General features: G+C 39.5%; 20 protein-coding genes and 1 riboswitch. Of the genes, 11 read left to right on the forward strand and 9 right to left on the reverse strand.

Annotated features, from left to right (window positions below):
- Positions 1-204: 204 nt before the first annotated feature.
- Positions 205-383, forward strand: a riboswitch (Lysine riboswitch).
- A 120-nt stretch (positions 384-503) separates the two neighbouring features.
- The 5 genes from dapA to M3226_RS21530 all read left to right on the forward strand — a co-directional run bounded on the left by dapA (position 504) and on the right by M3226_RS21530 (position 4641).
- Positions 504-1391, forward strand: coding sequence for a 4-hydroxy-tetrahydrodipicolinate synthase (gene dapA, locus M3226_RS21510; protein ID WP_251570496.1), 888 nt, complete (start codon positions 504-506; stop codon positions 1389-1391).
- A 110-nt stretch (positions 1392-1501) separates the two neighbouring features.
- Complete coding sequence (locus tag M3226_RS21515) at positions 1502-2341, forward strand: oxidoreductase (RefSeq protein WP_251570498.1); 840 nt, start codon at positions 1502-1504, stop codon at positions 2339-2341.
- A gap of 133 nt (positions 2342-2474) precedes the next feature.
- Entirely contained in the window at positions 2475-3257 is a 783-nt protein-coding gene (locus M3226_RS21520) for an aldo/keto reductase (protein ID WP_251570596.1), read from the forward strand.
- An 81-nt stretch (positions 3258-3338) separates the two neighbouring features.
- Positions 3339-3857, forward strand: a complete 519-nt coding sequence (locus M3226_RS21525) for a DUF2243 domain-containing protein (protein ID WP_251570500.1) — start codon at positions 3339-3341, stop codon at positions 3855-3857.
- Positions 3847-4641 carry a cytochrome c oxidase assembly protein gene (locus tag M3226_RS21530; RefSeq protein ID WP_251570502.1) on the forward strand — a complete coding sequence of 265 codons (795 nt, stop codon included), beginning with the start codon at positions 3847-3849 and terminating at the stop codon, positions 4639-4641. Before M3226_RS21525 ends, M3226_RS21530 begins: the two co-directional genes overlap by 11 nt.
- 193 nt (positions 4642-4834) lie before the next feature.
- Here M3226_RS21530 and M3226_RS21535 read toward each other — a convergent pair whose 3' ends face one another.
- Entirely contained in the window at positions 4835-6388 is a 1554-nt protein-coding gene (locus tag M3226_RS21535; RefSeq protein WP_251570504.1) for an NAD(P)H-hydrate dehydratase, read from the reverse strand.
- 154 nt (positions 6389-6542) lie between these two features.
- Here M3226_RS21535 and M3226_RS21540 point away from each other — a divergent pair, with 154 nt between their 5' ends.
- Complete coding sequence (locus tag M3226_RS21540; protein WP_098533645.1) at positions 6543-6737, forward strand: alpha/beta-type small acid-soluble spore protein; 195 nt, start codon at positions 6543-6545, stop codon at positions 6735-6737.
- A 53-nt stretch (positions 6738-6790) separates the two neighbouring features.
- Here M3226_RS21540 and M3226_RS21545 read toward each other — a convergent pair whose 3' ends face one another.
- Positions 6791-6964 carry a hypothetical protein gene (locus M3226_RS21545; RefSeq protein ID WP_186446446.1) on the reverse strand — a complete coding sequence of 58 codons (174 nt, stop codon included), beginning with the start codon at positions 6962-6964 and terminating at the stop codon, positions 6791-6793.
- A 295-nt stretch (positions 6965-7259) separates the two neighbouring features.
- On the opposite strand from M3226_RS21545, the gene M3226_RS21550 reads away from it, so the two are divergent.
- From M3226_RS21550 to M3226_RS21560, 3 genes are all read left to right on the forward strand, one after another.
- A complete protein-coding gene (locus tag M3226_RS21550; RefSeq protein ID WP_251570506.1) occupies positions 7260-7553 on the forward strand; it encodes a DUF4708 domain-containing protein in 294 nt (97 codons plus the stop codon).
- A 329-nt stretch (positions 7554-7882) separates the two neighbouring features.
- The gene (locus M3226_RS21555; protein WP_251570508.1) at positions 7883-8179 is read left to right on the forward strand and encodes a hypothetical protein; all 297 of its coding nucleotides are present in this window, start codon (positions 7883-7885) and stop codon (positions 8177-8179) included.
- Between the two features lie 159 nt (positions 8180-8338).
- Entirely contained in the window at positions 8339-8551 is a 213-nt protein-coding gene (locus M3226_RS21560) for a hypothetical protein (RefSeq protein WP_144565057.1), read from the forward strand.
- Positions 8552-8635: 84 nt separating this feature from the next.
- Here the strand turns inward: M3226_RS21560 and M3226_RS21565 are convergent, their stop codons facing one another.
- From M3226_RS21565 to M3226_RS21595, 7 genes are all read right to left on the reverse strand, one after another.
- Entirely contained in the window at positions 8636-8911 is a 276-nt protein-coding gene (locus M3226_RS21565; protein ID WP_251570510.1) for a hypothetical protein, read from the reverse strand.
- Positions 8912-8975: 64 nt separating this feature from the next.
- On the reverse strand, positions 8976-9707 hold the full coding sequence (locus M3226_RS21570; RefSeq protein WP_251570512.1) for a TerC family protein: 732 nt from the start codon (positions 9705-9707) through the stop codon (positions 8976-8978).
- Positions 9708-9873: 166 nt separating this feature from the next.
- A complete protein-coding gene (locus tag M3226_RS21575; RefSeq protein WP_251570513.1) occupies positions 9874-10413 on the reverse strand; it encodes an NADPH-dependent FMN reductase in 540 nt (179 codons plus the stop codon).
- A 113-nt stretch (positions 10414-10526) separates the two neighbouring features.
- Entirely contained in the window at positions 10527-11024 is a 498-nt protein-coding gene (locus tag M3226_RS21580) for an endolytic transglycosylase MltG (RefSeq protein WP_251570515.1), read from the reverse strand.
- Positions 11014-11394, reverse strand: a complete 381-nt coding sequence (locus M3226_RS21585; RefSeq protein ID WP_251570517.1) for a hypothetical protein — start codon at positions 11392-11394, stop codon at positions 11014-11016. The genes M3226_RS21580 and M3226_RS21585 overlap by 11 nt, the downstream gene beginning before the upstream one ends.
- Before the next feature lie 396 nt (positions 11395-11790).
- Entirely contained in the window at positions 11791-12720 is a 930-nt protein-coding gene (locus tag M3226_RS21590; RefSeq protein WP_251570519.1) for an aldo/keto reductase, read from the reverse strand.
- A gap of 73 nt (positions 12721-12793) precedes the next feature.
- The gene (locus tag M3226_RS21595) at positions 12794-13414 is read right to left on the reverse strand and encodes a hypothetical protein (protein ID WP_251570521.1); all 621 of its coding nucleotides are present in this window, start codon (positions 13412-13414) and stop codon (positions 12794-12796) included.
- Positions 13415-13550: 136 nt separating this feature from the next.
- On the opposite strand from M3226_RS21595, the gene M3226_RS21600 reads away from it, so the two are divergent.
- Both M3226_RS21600 and M3226_RS21605 read left to right on the forward strand, forming a co-directional pair.
- Positions 13551-15131: an acetolactate synthase large subunit gene (locus M3226_RS21600; protein WP_251570523.1), complete on the forward strand. Its 1581-nt coding sequence runs from the start codon at positions 13551-13553 to the stop codon at positions 15129-15131.
- A 385-nt stretch (positions 15132-15516) separates the two neighbouring features.
- Positions 15517-16527 carry a 2-oxoacid:acceptor oxidoreductase family protein gene (locus M3226_RS21605; RefSeq protein ID WP_251570525.1) on the forward strand — a complete coding sequence of 337 codons (1011 nt, stop codon included), beginning with the start codon at positions 15517-15519 and terminating at the stop codon, positions 16525-16527.
- Positions 16528-16536 lie beyond the last annotated feature (9 nt).

The raw sequence follows: 16536 nt of genomic DNA on the forward strand, positions 1-16536 counted from the left end.
AATTTATATAATTTTCTAAATGCAAACAAACACTCGCTGAACATTTACTTCGGCGCGTCTCTTTTGTTTTGGTGAACTTTAGACCTATTTATTTTGTGATTTTTTCATTTATTCAAAAATTTGCAGTTGGTTTCCCTTGTATTGATACGGAAAATTTGCTATATTAATAGTAATTACATATTCTCTTACTTCAATACCTTTTGAAGTGAGGATAGAGGCGCAAAGACCATCAGTACACTTTTTGAGGAAAATGAGGTCCTATGATGATTGTGGAAAGGGGAATTTGCCGAAGCGGATAGAGTCTCATTGATCTTGAAGCTGGTTCTGTGTTGAATAAGCACAGAATTGTCATATAGGAAACTATATGGAGGGCTATCTCACGCATAGGAACTTATATTTTGATGTTTCTACAGCAGTAGCGACCCTCGTTGCTGCTTTTTTGCGTTGACATCAGAATGGCCTTACCCCTCTAATTTACAAAAAATTACAAAGGGTGAGAAAAAATGAATTTTGGCCAAGTTTTAACCGCAATGGTTACACCATTTGATCAAAATGGTGATGTTGATTTTAATGCCGCAAGATTGTTAGTTAACTATTTAATTGAAAATGGTACTGAAGCGTTAGTTGTGTCCGGTACAACTGGTGAGTCCCCTACCTTAACAACAGAAGAAAAAGTTGAATTATTTAAGTTAGTTGTGGAGGAATCAGCCGGCCGAGTTCCGGTTATCGCTGGTACGGGCTCAAACAATACACGTGCCTCCATCCATTTAACAAAACTAGCTGCTGAAGCTGGTGTTGATGGTATTTTACTAGTTGTTCCCTATTACAACAAACCATCACAAGAAGGAATCTATCAACATTTTAAAGCGATTGCTGAATCAACCGTTCTACCAGTGATGCTGTATAATATCCCTGGCCGCTGTGGCGTAAATATGTCTGTTGAAACCGTTGTTCGTCTCTCAATGATTCACAATATCGTGGCCATTAAAGAAGCGAGCGGCAACTTAGATGCGATGGCTGAAATCATCAGTAAAACCCCAGATCATTTCTCTCTTTACAGCGGGGATGATGGGTTAACTCTTCCAGTTTTAGCCATTGGCGGGACTGGCGTGGTTTCTGTTGCTTCGCACATTATCGGCAATGAAATGCAGGACATGGTCACAAAATTTAAAAATGGACAGCTTGAGGAAGCAGCGGCTGCACATCGCAGCCTCCTTCCGCTAATGAAGGGATTATTTGCTGCCCCTAACCCAACGCCAGTTAAAGCTGCCCTAAATATGACGGGCATCCGTGTCGGTGATGTACGATTACCATTAGTACCATTAACCGATGAAGAAATAAAAACATTGGAAAAGCTGCTGCCAGCTGACAAACTTGTAAGTGTAAGTTAAAAAAATAAGGCTGCCTTTTAGGTCAGCCTTATTTTTTTAGGTCATTTCTATGCATATCTTTCCTTTATGCATTTTTAATATTAGATATGGGCCTTGAAAGGAGAAGCGGAATGAATGGAAAAACAGCAATAGTGACAGGCTCGTCGAGCGGCTTTGGTTTACTGTGTGTAATTGAACTGGCATTAAAAGGATTTACAGTGATTGCCACCATGAGGAACTTAAACAGAGCGAAAGAACTCTTAGAACTGGCTAAAGAAAAGCATGTAGATCATTCTATACATATCACTTCACTGGATGTTACCTCAACCGAATCTATTCATGATTTTAAAATATTCCTAGAAAATTATTCTCAAATTGATGTGTTGGTAAACAATGCCGGGTTTGCGGCTGGTGGTTTTAGTGAAGAGCTCTCTATAGATGATTTTCGGCAGCAATTTGAGACCAACTTTTTTGGCGTGATTGCCGTGACCAATGCCGTCCTGCCGATCATGAGGGCTAGAAAACAAGGCAGAATCATAAATATGAGCAGTATTAGTGGAAGATTTGGTTTTCCGGGCTTATCCGCATATTCTGCATCTAAACATGCACTTGAAGGCTATAGCGAGAGCTTAAGGCTTGAGCTCCGTCCTTTTGGAATTGATGTTTCATTAATAGAACCAGGATCTTACCAAACTAATATTTGGACTAGTGTTGATCAACTCGAAAATAATCCGGAATCACCATATGCATTGTTTAGGGATAGCCTTTTAAAAGAAATTAACAATGGAAAAGCAGATTATGGCGACCCTAGTGATGTAGCTAAACTTGCTGCCCAGATTGCCTCTGACCCAAGTACACCTGACCTTCGTTATCCAATTGGCAAGGGCGTAAAGATGAATCTGTTCCTTAAAAAGACGCTGCCGTGGAAACTACTTGAAGCAGCGGTATTAAAGAGGCTTAAATCTAAATAACTAAGTAGGATGAAATCCGTTTTGGTTGATTCTTCCATCCTAAAGAGACTATACTAATTGTTGAATTAGTGATAAGGAGGAGAATACATTGAACAGTTTACAGTCTAGTACTACCCTACATAATGGTGTTAAGATGCCATGGTTTGGCCTTGGTGTCTACAAAGTACCTGAGGGTCAAGTTGCCCTTGAATCAGTAAAAATGGCGATCAAAGCTGGTTACAAAAGCATTGATACGGCTGCACTTTATGAAAATGAAGAAAGTGTTGGTCAAGCAATTAAAGAGTCTGGTATTCCCCGTGAGGAACTCTTTATCACAACAAAAGTGTGGAATGAGGATCTGCGCAATGATTCCGTAGAAAAGGCATTTGAAACAAGCCTAAGGAAGCTCGGCCTTGACTATGTTGATTTGTACTTAATCCACTGGCCAGTAAAGGATAAATATAAAGATGCTTGGAAGGTTCTCGAAAAGTTATATAAGGAGAAACGTGTTCGGTCGATCGGGGTTAGCAATTTCAACATCCACCACATTGAAGACTTGATGTCTGTGGCCGAAATTAAGCCAATGGTAAATCAGGTCGAGTTACATCCTCTCCATTCGCAGCCTGAGCTGCGAGACTACTGCCAAAAACAGCAGATTCAAATTGAGGCGTGGGCGCCGCTTGGACAAGGCAGACTGCTTGATCACCCTGTTTTACAAGAGATTGCTTCTAACCATCATAAATCAATTGCCCAAGTGATTTTACGCTGGGATATCCAAAATGAAATCGTGACGATTCCAAAATCGATTAGAGAAAGCCGCATTAAAGAAAACGCCAATATCTTTGATTTTACGTTATCTTCAAGTGATATGGAAAAAATTAATGCCCTTAATGAAAATCAACGGTTTGGTGCTGATCCGGATAATTTTAATTTCTAAATATCGGTAAGACTGTCCTAGCTGGGACAGTCTTTTTATATTTATTTGATTAATGATAGTCGATCAAGGGTAGAGTGAATAATGAAAAATAAATGTACGAAGGTGAAGAGTTTGGTTCATTCCAGAAGCAGTAAAGATCTTTCAACTCATTTGAAGAAAAATCTCTGGTCAGGGGTATTTTTTGGAATTGGGCTCGTCGCATTTATTGATGAGACTGTATTCCATCAGCTCCTTCATTGGCATCATTTTTATGATAAAGCTACGACCGCAATAGGTTTGGTTTCTGACGGATTTTTTCATGCGTTTAGTTGGTTCTTAACGGTGGGTGGATTATTTATGGTGGCAGATGTCCGGCGCCGTAAGGTCTGGCAGCCTCAGAAATGGGTCGCCGGGGTCCTCCTTGGCGCAGGCGGTTTTCAATTATATGATGGGATCATTCAGCATAAATTGATGCGGCTCCATCAGATCCGCTATCATGTAAATATTGTCCCTTATGATATGGTTTGGCATATTACCTCTGTTCTGATGGTGCTGATCGGCATTGTTCTTTTAATTCGTTTTGCTAAGAAAACAGGAGCTGTTTCGGAAAATGCACAATAGTCATCATTTATGGTATAGTTTCAGTTTCCACCTCCTCTTAATGGTGCCGTTTATTTTTGCCTTATTGGCTTATCTTATGGCAGTAGTTACGATTATTCTTTCAGGAAAAACATGGCCACTTTACCGTGTGATCTTGTGGGTACTAGGTGTATTCTGTGCTCTTGCTGCCGTAACGGGACCAATAGGCGCACGTGCCCATGCCGATTTTACAGTACATATGATCGGACATTTATTGCTAGGTATGCTAGCGCCTCTACTTATGGTTCTAGCGGCACCGATGACGTTGATTTTACGAACAGTTAATGTGGTGTTGGCCCGCCGTCTGTGTTTGATTTTAAAAAACAGATTTTTTCAGTTTATAGGCAGCCCAATGATTGCTTCTGTTTTGAATATTGGGGGTCTATGGGTGCTTTATTATAGCAGCCTGTATAATGTGATGCAGGAAAATGTTTTTTTACATTTGCTGGTGCATATGCATATTTTTCTGGCTGGTTATGTCTTTACAGCATCTATCATTTATATTGATCCTGCTCCACACCGTACAAGCTACTTGTATCGAGCGATTATGTTTGCGACCGCTTTATCAGGGCATGGGATTTTGGCTAAATATATATATGCTCACCCTCCAGCTGGAGTGGGTGCAGAACAGGCGGCAGTGGCAGGGATGGTTATGTATTATGGCGGAGATGTTATTGAGCTTGTTTTGATTATTATCTTTTGCTATCAGTGGTATAAGTCTTCAAGACCATTTAAGGCTGTGGATCAATCCTTCGGAGCCCGATGAATCGGTGTGTATTCCCTTGCCGAGATGAGAGTTTATTGACCGCTTGGATAGCATCTGCTCCCTGTCGGTTAATGAAGTTAGGTCTCATTGATCGTCCTTAGTAAAAACTCTTTCTCTTGGGGAAAGACAGACCGTCACATTGACTGTCCTAACCCAAAAATCTCATGCACGTGCAATAACAGACCGATTCATTTTAATTCCACAACAACCGCAGCTGCTCCCTAATTCCGTCAATTAAATCCAAAGGCCCTACACCATAACTAGAAAGCAGCACGGACCTCTCTTCCCCTGCTCTCGCATGCAGATAACTTGCAACAATCATCGACTCAACAGGAGAAGCCCCCTGCGCTAAAAACGAAGCAATCATCCCCGTCAATACATCACCGCTTCCACCCTTGCCGATCGCATCATGGCCATGCGGATTAATAAACACAGCTCCATCCGGCGTAGCAATAACTGTTCGATGTCCCTTTAACAACAAATAAACGCTGTAATCTTTCGCAAAAGTCTTCGCAATCCCTATCCGGTCCTCTTCGACTTCTTTAACCGTCTTATTTAACAACCTTGCCATCTCGCCAGGATGCGGCGTAAAAATGACATCCCCTTTATATTCCCGTACCAAATTCAACTCGTTCCGAAGCAAATACAAGGCATCTGCATCAACCACAACCGCCTGGGTGGTCAATAACGATACCAATGATTTCATCCAAGCCTCACCACCAGGAAATCGGCTTATTCCCGGACCCACCGCCACACTCGTAAATTGATGCAGTAAAACTGAAAGTTGATCAATCGCCTCGATTGAAAAATGTCCTTCCTCGTCCCGCAACGGCAAATATAATGACTCCGGATTTTGTGCAGCAGCCATTGGATAGATACTCTCCGGTACTGCTAATGTGACTAGCCCTGCACCAGAATTGAGCGCTGCTTTAGCCGAAAAAATCGGTGCACCAACATAGAACTTGGATCCCCCAACAACCAGAACATGACCAAATGTCCCCTTATGACCATGCTTGGGCCTTACCGGAACCGAGTCAGCAACCAGATCCTCTGTAATTAAACGTGGTAATTTTATACCCAAATCATCAACTATTGAAAGCGGCACGGAAATGTCAACCGCCTTCCATTCACCAACAAACTTTGGACCTTCCTCTAAAAAGAACCCCTTTTTAGGAAAAACAAACGTTACTGTCATTGAAGCTTTGACTGCTGTCCCCTCTACCCTTCCGCTATCACTGTTAACACCAGAAGGAATATCAACAGAGACAATTAATTTTTTCCCTGCCTGTTCATTTATCATGGATATGATAGCTCCAAAAGGTTCCCTAACAGGCCCACTTACACCAGTCCCTAAAAGTGCGTCAACAATCACATCGGCCTGTTCTATTTCCGACTGAACCAATTCAAGCGTACTTTCATGTAAAAAAAGAATGGGTAACTGCCGGTTCTGATAGACGTCAAAATGTACCTTCGCATCCCCTTTAATCTTATCTGGGGGTACTACCAAACCTAACTGCAAGTCATATCCCAAATCACACAGTCTTCTTGCAATAACAAATCCGTCCCCGCCATTATTGCCGCCCCCTGCGAGCACTAAAATACGCGTATCCTCACAAGGAGAAACCGAAACAATTTCCTCTACTACCCTTGCTCCAGCATTCTCCATTAAGACGATTCCAGGCAAGCCAAGCTTGTCCATTGTAAATTGGTCCATTTGCTGCATTTCTTTCTGACCTGCTATAAACATTATCCTCGCTCCTTCTTCCGGCCCTTTTCACTTATTATAAACCATACCCAAGCTCAAGACAGTTTAGATCCATATGAATTTGAAAAAACAAATAGGTTAAATTATATACGAGCAACTGTTTAGTTGCTCAAAAAATCGTCGGGAGTGATGTATCATGGGTAGAAACAAACTTTTGGTTCCTGGTTCAGGCGATGTCCTTAATCAAATGAAAGAGGAAATTGCCAACGAGTTTGGAGTTCAACTTGGTGCTGATACGACCGCACGAGCAAACGGCTCAGTCGGCGGCGAAATGACCAAACGTTTAGTCGCATACGCTGAGCAAGCATTACGAAATCAGCAAGGTCAATAACCTATGCGATTTCAAAAGGGTGTCCTTATTTGGACACCCTCTTTTATCAACATTTAATTGGCAAACAGAATTTTAATTTCGCTCTCCGCCTCCACCATCCTGCCAAACCGGTATCCTTCAATCAGCACATGTCGTTCATGGTCGGTTAAACGGCGGTTCCATTTTGTTTCTAAATACATAATGACTTCGTTATAAAAAATTTCCGGATAATCAAAAGGGGTATTCATCAAATTCTTCTCCTCCTTTTCTCAATCGCCTTTGCCTTATCCATCATGTCCAAAATCTCGACTATTTAAAATAGGATGACCGCAAACACGGTGAAAAATCATAAACGAGATTTGGAATAATCCCTTTTATAATAGATTATGCAAGCGCTTAAAATCTGTATAGTCCAACATAATAGGCAAGAATCATTATTTTATTAAAATAGGGAACACTAGATGTGAAACTGGTTGTAAACTATGTAAACTGACAGAAACCGGTTTATGATTATTATATTATGGGAAAGTGGTGAACGTGTTTATGAATCAGGATTTTTCAATCACTCATGAACAGATGCCTAACTTTAAAAGTCACGAAGAAGCACGCACTTATTTCAAAAACCTTTACGGCGACCGTTTTTTACTAAGAGGAACAGATATCCGTGAGGGAACAAAAGTCACCATGTATCATCTTGTTAAAAATCCCGAGGTATATCAGCCATATATGGAAAGTTTTTCTCATGAGGTGAAACATGAAATTACAAACATGGATGTCTTTAAAAGCTATAATACGATTGAAATTGATGAAAATGGTAACGTTCATTTTCAATCTTAACGAAAAAAAGGGAGCATTATAAGCGTAACGGGTTCCTAACCTATCGTAATACGTGAACTTGTACCTGAAAATATAAAATGCAAATGAACTTGCACCACAAAATGTGGTGCTTTTTGAATGTGAAAATAAAATAGCCCAGTTATAATTGAACTTAGCTGCTTGTAAAATTGAATATCCAAGCTTTCTTTTACTAACGCCTCCGTAAGTTTAAAAAGCCTCTCCTATTTTACTGCATTTAGTTGGAACCGTTCACATTAAAATAAGTTTTTTATTTTTACGTTCTTTATTCTCCTTTATTCCATACGCTTATTAATGGGGAGTGAAAACTAATGGAAAATGAAAAGTTTGATATCGAGATACTTAAATTAATTGAGAATAAACTTGATTATATTTACTCTATAGCTAAATCTAATTACAATGATTACCCCGAATTAATGGACACTATTGAAAATTTAGCTCAGGTGGCAAATATCTTTGCAAAAAGTAGAATTCAAGAATTAAAAGGCCGTGTCATAACCTCCAGTCCACAAGGATCCATAGTGTCTAAAATAGCTAACTCATATTCAAGAATGCAAAATTATGAGAAGCAAAAAAAAAATATTAACGTTCCGCCTTGGAAGCTATAATGCTTCTTTTTTTGTTCTATAGACCATAACTTTTTATACATGTCCCCCACATTCTGAAATTCAAGCACAAAATTAAGAAAACTTGAAATAATTATTGTTGAATTAAAAGGAAAAAACATCCTATATGTCGAAAATATTATAGATAAAGGGGATGACCCAATGAATAAAGTGGATTTACTAAAAAATCTTCGCAATGCCAGTCGAGGTAATTTTTTTTCAACAGAGATTCCTAAGGCTTCAAACGAGAATGAAAAAAAGATTGAAGAATGGGTTGGAGAATTAGAGAGTGAAGGAAAAATCAAGTTAAGAGAATGTGTACAGCGGGAAGACTCAATTTATTTACACGGAATAATTAAGTATGCATCGGAATAATCCGGTGCTGCTGGTAAGATCGGACTTAATGTCATAATAGCATCAAAAGAAAAAGCCAACAAAAGTTGACCTTTAACTTTTTTATCATTTATTTTCATTGCTTATCAAAAAATCTATTTGTTTTTGTGAAAGTTCCTCACGATCAATCTCAATATCTTTTCCGCTGCCAATCAAAACAAGATCATCGTGACTTGATATCGGTTTTCTTCCTCTTGGTACAGATTCTGTATATTTCTTCCACTCACCATCAATCTTTGCGAGTGAGACATCACCTCTTTTCATCAACAAACCATCTATACTTTTCGGCATCTTCAAACCTTTGATAAATTGTTTATTTGAAAAATAAAAATCTTCTTCCATTTTTTCATCTCCTTATTAGTTATAGTATAACCCATTATTTTAAAGTGCCTTCCCTCTTCAAAAATTACATGGTAGTCTCTTTTCCAACTAATTTTCGAATGAAATGAATAAGGAAGGTACTTAAGAAAATTCCAATTAGGATACTAAAAAACACAAATTCATCCATATGGAATCCAAAAGCCGAAACAATCATTTTCACCCCAATAATCGCTACAAGGATAAAAGCCGTTGTCTCGAATTCGGGCACTTTTTCGATAAGGGCAAGAAAAAGGTGCGCGACTCCCCGCATCATCAAAATTCCGATGACTCCTCCAAGCAATAAAATCCACTCTTGATTTGAGACACCAAACGCGGCAATGACACTGTCAAAACTGAAGGCAATGTCCATCAGCTCTACCGTTAACACGGTCCGCCAGAAGCTTTTCTTTCGACTTTGAACTTCGTCCTCCTCTTCATTTTTAGTTAAAAAGTTTTGAAATACAATCCAAAGCAGATAGTGACCCCCGATTATTTTTATCCAAGGGATAGTTGTTAGTGTTACGCCAATTCCGATTGCTATTATTCGAAAAAAATAAGCCCCAAATATCCCATAAAATAAGGCTTTTCTTTGCTGTTTCTTCGGAAGATGTTTGACCATTACCGCTAAAACAAGGGCATTATCGGCTGACAGCAGGCCTTCTAGGATAATCAAGGTACCAATTACTCCCCAGCTGGCTGGATTCATAAATACCTCTTTAAAGGCCTCCAGTGAAAAAATGGTACTGTAACTATTTAATATTCCTTGTAAGAAGTCCATCTGGATTTATTTCTTCCTTTCTCATTCCAGTAATGTTTGTCCAAATTAGGCAGGTTTGTCTCCTTACTTAAATGTATGAAAGCCATATGAATATATGACTGGCTTTCTTTAACACACAAAAAAAGCCTGTACTCCCTCGAAACAAACGGAGTACAGGCTTTAGTTCTTATTCTTTAATTAAGTCAATAAACCGATTAACGACCTCATCAACAAATTTAACTGTTGCTTCATCTGTTAGGCGGCCTGTTTTCTCATCAAATTTAGCCATAGCTTGGTTTATGAGAATCTCATTGCCAACTGGCGATAAAAGCTTTACTTGTAATGCAGTTAAAATTTGACGCAACTGAAGCTGAGCACGTAATGTTCCCATTACCCCGGTCGCAGCCCCTGCAGTCATAACTGGTTTGCCAATTAGTACCTTATCGACACGTGATAACCAATCAAGTGCATTTTTTAAGACTCCTGGAATCGACCAGTTGTATTCCGGAGTAATGATCATCACAGCGTCCGCTTCTTTTACCTTCTGTTTAAACTTCAGTACAGAATCAGCAGGATTGAGTTCTTCATCCTGGTTATAATGCGGGAGCACTCCAAGATCTAGTATTTCTAAATCAAATTTATTAGCGAAACGCTCCTGAATCGTGTAGGCCAATTGCTTGTTATATGAATCTTTCCGTAAACTACCCACAAGTGCTACGATTTTCATTGTATTCCACCTTTTTCCTATGTAATAAGTCGATTATAGAAATAATAATTTATAATTTCAATTTTCTTGCTTACTCTAGAAAAAACCGATTTCTTAAGAAACCGGTTTTTTAATCATTTGAAAATAGTGGCGACAACCTGGTCATATGTCATCTTACTGTCAACCACGAAAACTCCTGGGCGTAATTTGTTTTCCAGCCCTTTAGCCTCGATATCCTTTGAAAAATCAAAGGCGTTCTTAACGATATTCGCGGATACAAGGATTTTACCTACATCAATACTAGTCATGCCGTCTGCTACATTAATGACAACACGTGTTTCCGTTTTAGTTGCGTCGGTAGCTGCCGCAGGGACGGCTTTTGTTTGGACTGATGCCTTGGCATCCTGCACTTGTTTATCATTTTCGACCTTCGTTTGAACGACATAGCCCTTTGCTTCCAGCTGTTTTTTCATTTCATCATCAGATGGCTGAACCTTCTCAGCTGAAGTAGTGACTGATGATTTAGCAGTTGCATTGGCAGCATCATTTTTTCCAGAAAGATAAATTGCACCGCAAATTGTGGTGGTGATCAGCATACCGGTTGCAAAGCTGCTAAGTAAATTAATTTTCATTTGCAACCTTTCTCCCTTCCTTTAATGTCCGGTAAGGAGCGAGCATTTGTTCAATCTTCTCTACACTTACTTGTTTCATATCGGCAATGCTTTCAGTTGAGTAATTGCGGTTCGCCAAATCGAGTACTTCACGCATGAAGACTTTCTCTTCAGAAGTAAGTTGAACTCCTGCTTCCCTCATGACGACTTCAATATCAAGTTCAATGTTCCTAATTGAATCTTGGATAGCATTGATTTCCTTCATTGTAGAAATATGAATTAAATCAATTTGCTTATGTTCTGCCTTTGATGCTTGAGATGTCCTGTAAATTGAAATCACTAGTAATAAAACAGAAATCCCGAATAATCCGGCTAAAGTCCAAACCATCATTTTTAATACCCTCCAATAGTTTATAACAAATATATATTATACAACCAATCTAGTTTTTTTGCCTATTTTAACTGCAAAATACGGCTAAAGTCGTAGAAATTTGGCATATTACGGAGAACTAGGAAACATTTATTTCTAATAATAGGAATACACGGAAATTAATTGTGATAACGAACAAAAACGCAAGCGCCTTGAAACAGCCCTGACAAGCATAAGACGCTCAGGGAAAGAAGGCGTTCTTTTCCTTCATTTCCTGAGTAGCTGTAGATCATCGAGGGGCTAGGCGCTGGAGCTGGACGTCGATAGTCCATTTATTAAGAGCTATCCACAAGCGAAAATTTTATGATTTCTTTAACGATAAAAAAGTGATGAGACAAAAATCTCATCACTCATTATTTAAGATTGGAAAATTTGGTCAATTTCATTAATTTCATCTTTGGTTAACTGGATCTCCAATGATTTAAGATTATGGAGTACTTGTTCTTCCCTTTTTGCTCCTGGAATGATAACATCAATAGCCTCGCGGGTCAAATACCAAGCAAGAACAATATGTGCTACTTCTGCCCCCTTTGCATTGGCAATTTTGCGAATGCGCTCCACTCTTTCAAGTGTATCCTCGAAAATCTCCTTTTTGAAAAACTTCCCGCGCTTTTCTTTAAGATTTGTATTCTTATCATATTTACCGGTCAATAAACCAGAGGCAAGAGGGAAGTACGGAATAAAGGAGATTCGATTGTTGTTGACGTAAGGAAACAATTCCCTCTCGGCTTCACGGCTTAGTAAGTTGTACTCACCTTGGTACACATCTACATATCCATCCTTATTGGCCTCTTTCAACTGCTCGATGGAAAAATTAGAAACCCCGATGGCTCTAATCTTCCCTTCATCTTTCAATTGTTTTAATGCACCTACCGCTTCATCCTTCGGTGTGTCTTGGTCGGGAAAATGGATATAAAATAAATCTATGTAATCTGTTTGCAGCCGCTGTAAGCTCTCTTCGACAGCTTGTTTTAAAAAGGCTGGAGAATTATCAATGACGATGTCTTTTTCGACGAATTTATGGGCAGCTTTAGTAGCAATGACAATCTCCGAACGACCGCCGTTTTCTTTTACAACTTCCCCAATAATCTCTTCAGAACGTTTTGGGCCGTAGATAAAAGCGGTATCCAAGAAATTAATCCCGTTCGCGAGTCCGGTACGAACTAATTCTCTGCCTGCTTCTTCGTCAAGGTTTGGGAATAGATTGTGACCACCGACAGCATTGGTGCCCAGACCAATCGGATTGACATATAAATCGGTTTTTCCAATACGAACTTGATTTGACATTTACCAATCATCTCCTTATTTTACATATTTTCATGATAACAAACATTGGATAAATAGACTAAATGAAAGACTTTTAAAAAATCAGACTTCTTAACTCAGCCTCAGTATATTTACCCTTAATGCCTTGTTTATCTTGAAAATAAAGGTAGATTTCTTCATTGGAATAATCCTCTTTTAAACCTTTTATTATCGTTGCTAAATAAGCATGTGAAGGCTTTTTCCATTCAACATCATTGACACCCCACGATGCAGTAAACGTAAAAATTGGATAACCTTTTTCCTCCCCTAAATACAAAATATTCCCGTACCAAGCATTGCGGCGGAATACTTTCGAACCGTTTTTGATAACCTCATTTAAGTCAACCATAAAATCTATTCCGTTATTTTCCTGACTAACCACATCTATAAACTGCTCCATAGTGATTAAGTATTTCTTACTATATGTAACATAACGTGGATCTTGGGTTAACCCAATAAACGCCACCCCTTGTGATTCCCATTTTGCTGCCTCTTTTGCAAAGTAAAGGGGAAAATTCATGGTAAAAGTGGACGAAGCTACTGGAAGTGAGGGATCTTTGCATCCTGTCTCCATCTTTGTAGAGCCTTCAGGTTTTCCCCCTTTTATGTAACAAAAAAAACGATCAGTATTAATATTTGACCCATAACTTGCATACCAGACATAATTTTTGTTCACTATTATCCCACCTTTCTTCCCTTTTTCCTTATATTGTAACACTAATCGGGCTGTACGATATTGGCTCACAGCTTATGATTACTCACATATTTGCTAAAACTACTTATAATAATTCCTTTTCTATTAGGAGGACAACATGAAACTAACCGATACACTTGTACAATGCTTAGAAAATGAAGGGGTTGAATACATCTTTGGAATCGTCGGCACAGAAACACTCGATCTAGCCGAATCCCTTTCAAAATCAACAAAGATACAGTATGTGAATGTCAGGCACGAACAAGGCGCCGCCTTTATGGCTGACGTCTACGGAAGACTATCAAAAAAAGCAGGCGTCTGTTTATCGACACTTGGGCCAGGTGCTGCTAACCTCGTCACAGGTATTGCCAGCGCACAGCTTGACCATTCCCCGCTAGTGGCCTTAATTGGCCAGGCTGGGATTGAGCGCCAGCATGGTGAATCACATCAATATATGGATATTGTCAAACTACTAGAACCTGCAACAAAATGGAGTACACAAATTCTTGATTCACAAACGGTCCCAACAGTTATTCGAAAAGCTTTCAGACTTGCCCTTATGGAGAAACCAGGTTCTGTTGCCATCACCCTTCCAGAAAACTTCGCGGCCCAACCGATTGCAAATACACCTATACCGATTACGCCAACCCCTGTAACGGTTCCAGATGCAGAATCACTAAACGCAGCAAAGGAACTTATTCAAAAATATACTAAACCTTTCATTATTATAGGAAATGGTTTAATCCGACAAGAGGCTGTCCAAGAGCTTATAACCTTTATCGACCGCCTTCAATCCCCTGCCACACACAGTTTTATGGCAAAAGGGATTTTACCACCAGAACACCAACAGAATTTTTTCACATTCGGATTCAAAGAAAACGACGCTGTTCTTGCTGGTATAAATGAAGCAGACCTTTTAATTGTCATTGGTTTTGATTTTGTTGAGCAGCTGCCAAACGCTTGGAATAAAAACAAACTCCCAGTTTTACATATTGATCCATTGCCAGCAGAAGTAAATGAATATTACCCGGTTCAGTGTGAGCTTGTCGGTAACATAAAGAAAACGCTTGAAGCCCTAAACCAAGCAGAGTTAACGGTCAAATCATGGCTGCCTTCAGGTGACCTGCAAGCTCAAATAAAAACAACCTATCAAATAAACGAAAACCAAAAAGAATCACTTAACATAGAGAATGTTGTCCACCTAATTGAGAAATTTTCTCCCGAGAACACGATTGTCATTTCGGATGTCGGCGCCCATAAAGTATCAATCGCTAAAACTTATCAGCCTAAAGAACCTAACCGGTTAATCGTCTCAAATGGGCTGGCCACCATGGGGATTGCCATCCCAGGTTCAATCGGGGCAAAACTGGCCTGCACTAATGACCCTGTTATATGTATTACCGGTGACGGCGGCGCTCTTATGAATTTTGCTGAACTCGAGACTGCTAAGCGTCTGGGCCTCTCGTTTACCATTATTATTTTGGACGACTCGATGTTAAAGCTTGAAGTAAAACAAATGAACAATAAGTTTGGAAACACCTACGGAGTAACCTTCGAAAACCCCGATTTTGTCCAGCTCGCTCAAAGCTTCGGGGTAAAGGGAATTAGGCCTAACACATTAGCCGAACTGGAAACCATTCTTAAAGAACCGCAACAAGAAATCGTGCTTATCGACCTTGTCACACAAAGTCCAGGGTAAGCTAAGAAACGAAAATGGCCTTCTTCCCAGAATATGTAGATAGTAAGTCTTATTTTAGGGAGTGTAACTTTTTATGTTTTGAAAAGTTTCAAAACAAATCTACAAGAAAAAGGCAGTACTTATAACGACATTGGTTATAGGTATTGTTTTTTTCTTGTTATAGTACAAAGTAAACTGTACTATATCAAAAGTTTTAAAAATTGTAACTGATTCCTCCAACTTACTTACTTTTCTTGACTTTATCGCAATGAGGAGCCTGTTACATTTTTATAATAAAAATTCTGTTGTAACTAATTTTGCATCCTGTTACAATGTAACCATAGAATTTATAGAATATTTATAAAATTCTAATTGTTAATGTTCTAAACGATTGGAGGAATGCTTGTTGTCAAGATTACCAAAAGTGAATGAATTAGGTTTCTTTGAAATCCGACTTGAATCCATTGGCGGTTTAGGAGCCAATTTGGCCGGAAAGATGCTTTCTGAGGATGGAGTTGTTGGAAACGGACTCAATGGAGTCGGTTTTTCATCATATGGATCCGAGAAAAAAGGATCCCCTGTAAAAGCACACATTCGTTTTTGTGATCCAGAAACGAACATACGTGACACCACACCAATCGAACGTCCACATGTAGTCGGCATTTTCCATGATGCCCTTTTCAAAACCATTGATTGTACCAGTGGGATTTACCCCGATAGCACCATCTTAGTGAACTCACAAAAAACTCCTGACGAACTCAAAACTGCAATGAAAATCCCTGGCGGAACCATCGCTATCGTTGATGCAACAGGGATTGCCCTCGAAGAACAAACAAAAGCCAACACTGCCATGTTAGGGGCACTGTACCGAATCTTAAATTTCTTAGACCCAGAGTCGATGAGACAGACCATTCGCCGCACCTTCGAAAAGAAATACCCACACTTAGTCGAACCAAACATTCGTACTTTTGATCGCGGTTTTAATGAAGTTGAATTCCAAACCTACTTAGTAGATGAAAAAACAACGCTAAAACCATTTAAACGCGCAGAACCATTGCTAGGTTACGAAACTCAGACAATTGGCGGGACGATCATCAATCCTGGTAACAGTATCTTAAAGGACCTAAGTATTTCTCGTGCCGGAATGCTGCCCCATTTTCATGAGGAAAAATGTATTAATTGTGCAGCCTGCGATACCGCTTGCCCTGACTTTTGTTTTGTTTGGGTAGAAAAGGCCGATAAACGGGGCCGGCCGCAAATGTTCCTGCAAGGGATTGACTATCAATATTGTAAGGGCTGCTTAAAATGCGTTCATGCTTGTCCTGTTGACGCTCTATCAAGTGAGCGGGAATATAATGACGGCTACGCAGACAAAAACCGCGTGCCGCATTTATTTGATTTAGCGATTCGAAACTAAGGAAAGGGG

It is taken from the genome of Neobacillus cucumis (assembly GCF_023715505.1).

Bases quoted from the DNA above. Each gene is read 5' to 3' on its own strand.
- M3226_RS21540 (WP_098533645.1), top strand. From the start codon at position 6,543: ATGGGTAGAAACAAACTTTTGGTTCCTGGTTCAGGCGATGTCCTTAAT.
- M3226_RS21555 (WP_251570508.1), top strand. From the start codon at position 7,883: ATGGAAAATGAAAAGTTTGATATCGAGATACTTAAATTAATTGAGAAT.
- dapA (WP_251570496.1), top strand. From the start codon at position 504: ATGAATTTTGGCCAAGTTTTAACCGCAATGGTTACACCATTTGATCAA.
- M3226_RS21535 (WP_251570504.1), bottom strand. From the start codon at position 6,388: ATGTTTATAGCAGGTCAGAAAGAAATGCAGCAAATGGACCAATTTACA.
- M3226_RS21545 (WP_186446446.1), bottom strand. From the start codon at position 6,964: ATGAATACCCCTTTTGATTATCCGGAAATTTTTTATAACGAAGTCATT.
- M3226_RS21525 (WP_251570500.1), top strand. From the start codon at position 3,339: ATGAAAAATAAATGTACGAAGGTGAAGAGTTTGGTTCATTCCAGAAGC.
- M3226_RS21530 (WP_251570502.1), top strand. From the start codon at position 3,847: ATGCACAATAGTCATCATTTATGGTATAGTTTCAGTTTCCACCTCCTC.
- M3226_RS21600 (WP_251570523.1), top strand. From the start codon at position 13,551: ATGAAACTAACCGATACACTTGTACAATGCTTAGAAAATGAAGGGGTT.
- M3226_RS21570 (WP_251570512.1), bottom strand. From the start codon at position 9,707: ATGGACTTCTTACAAGGAATATTAAATAGTTACAGTACCATTTTTTCA.
- M3226_RS21585 (WP_251570517.1), bottom strand. From the start codon at position 11,394: ATGATGGTTTGGACTTTAGCCGGATTATTCGGGATTTCTGTTTTATTA.
- M3226_RS21550 (WP_251570506.1), top strand. From the start codon at position 7,260: ATGAATCAGGATTTTTCAATCACTCATGAACAGATGCCTAACTTTAAA.
- M3226_RS21575 (WP_251570513.1), bottom strand. From the start codon at position 10,413: ATGAAAATCGTAGCACTTGTGGGTAGTTTACGGAAAGATTCATATAAC.
- M3226_RS21560 (WP_144565057.1), top strand. From the start codon at position 8,339: ATGAATAAAGTGGATTTACTAAAAAATCTTCGCAATGCCAGTCGAGGT.
- M3226_RS21515 (WP_251570498.1), top strand. From the start codon at position 1,502: ATGAATGGAAAAACAGCAATAGTGACAGGCTCGTCGAGCGGCTTTGGT.
- M3226_RS21580 (WP_251570515.1), bottom strand. From the start codon at position 11,024: ATGAAAATTAATTTACTTAGCAGCTTTGCAACCGGTATGCTGATCACC.
- M3226_RS21565 (WP_251570510.1), bottom strand. From the start codon at position 8,911: ATGGAAGAAGATTTTTATTTTTCAAATAAACAATTTATCAAAGGTTTG.
- M3226_RS21590 (WP_251570519.1), bottom strand. From the start codon at position 12,720: ATGTCAAATCAAGTTCGTATTGGAAAAACCGATTTATATGTCAATCCG.
- M3226_RS21520 (WP_251570596.1), top strand. From the start codon at position 2,475: ATGCCATGGTTTGGCCTTGGTGTCTACAAAGTACCTGAGGGTCAAGTT.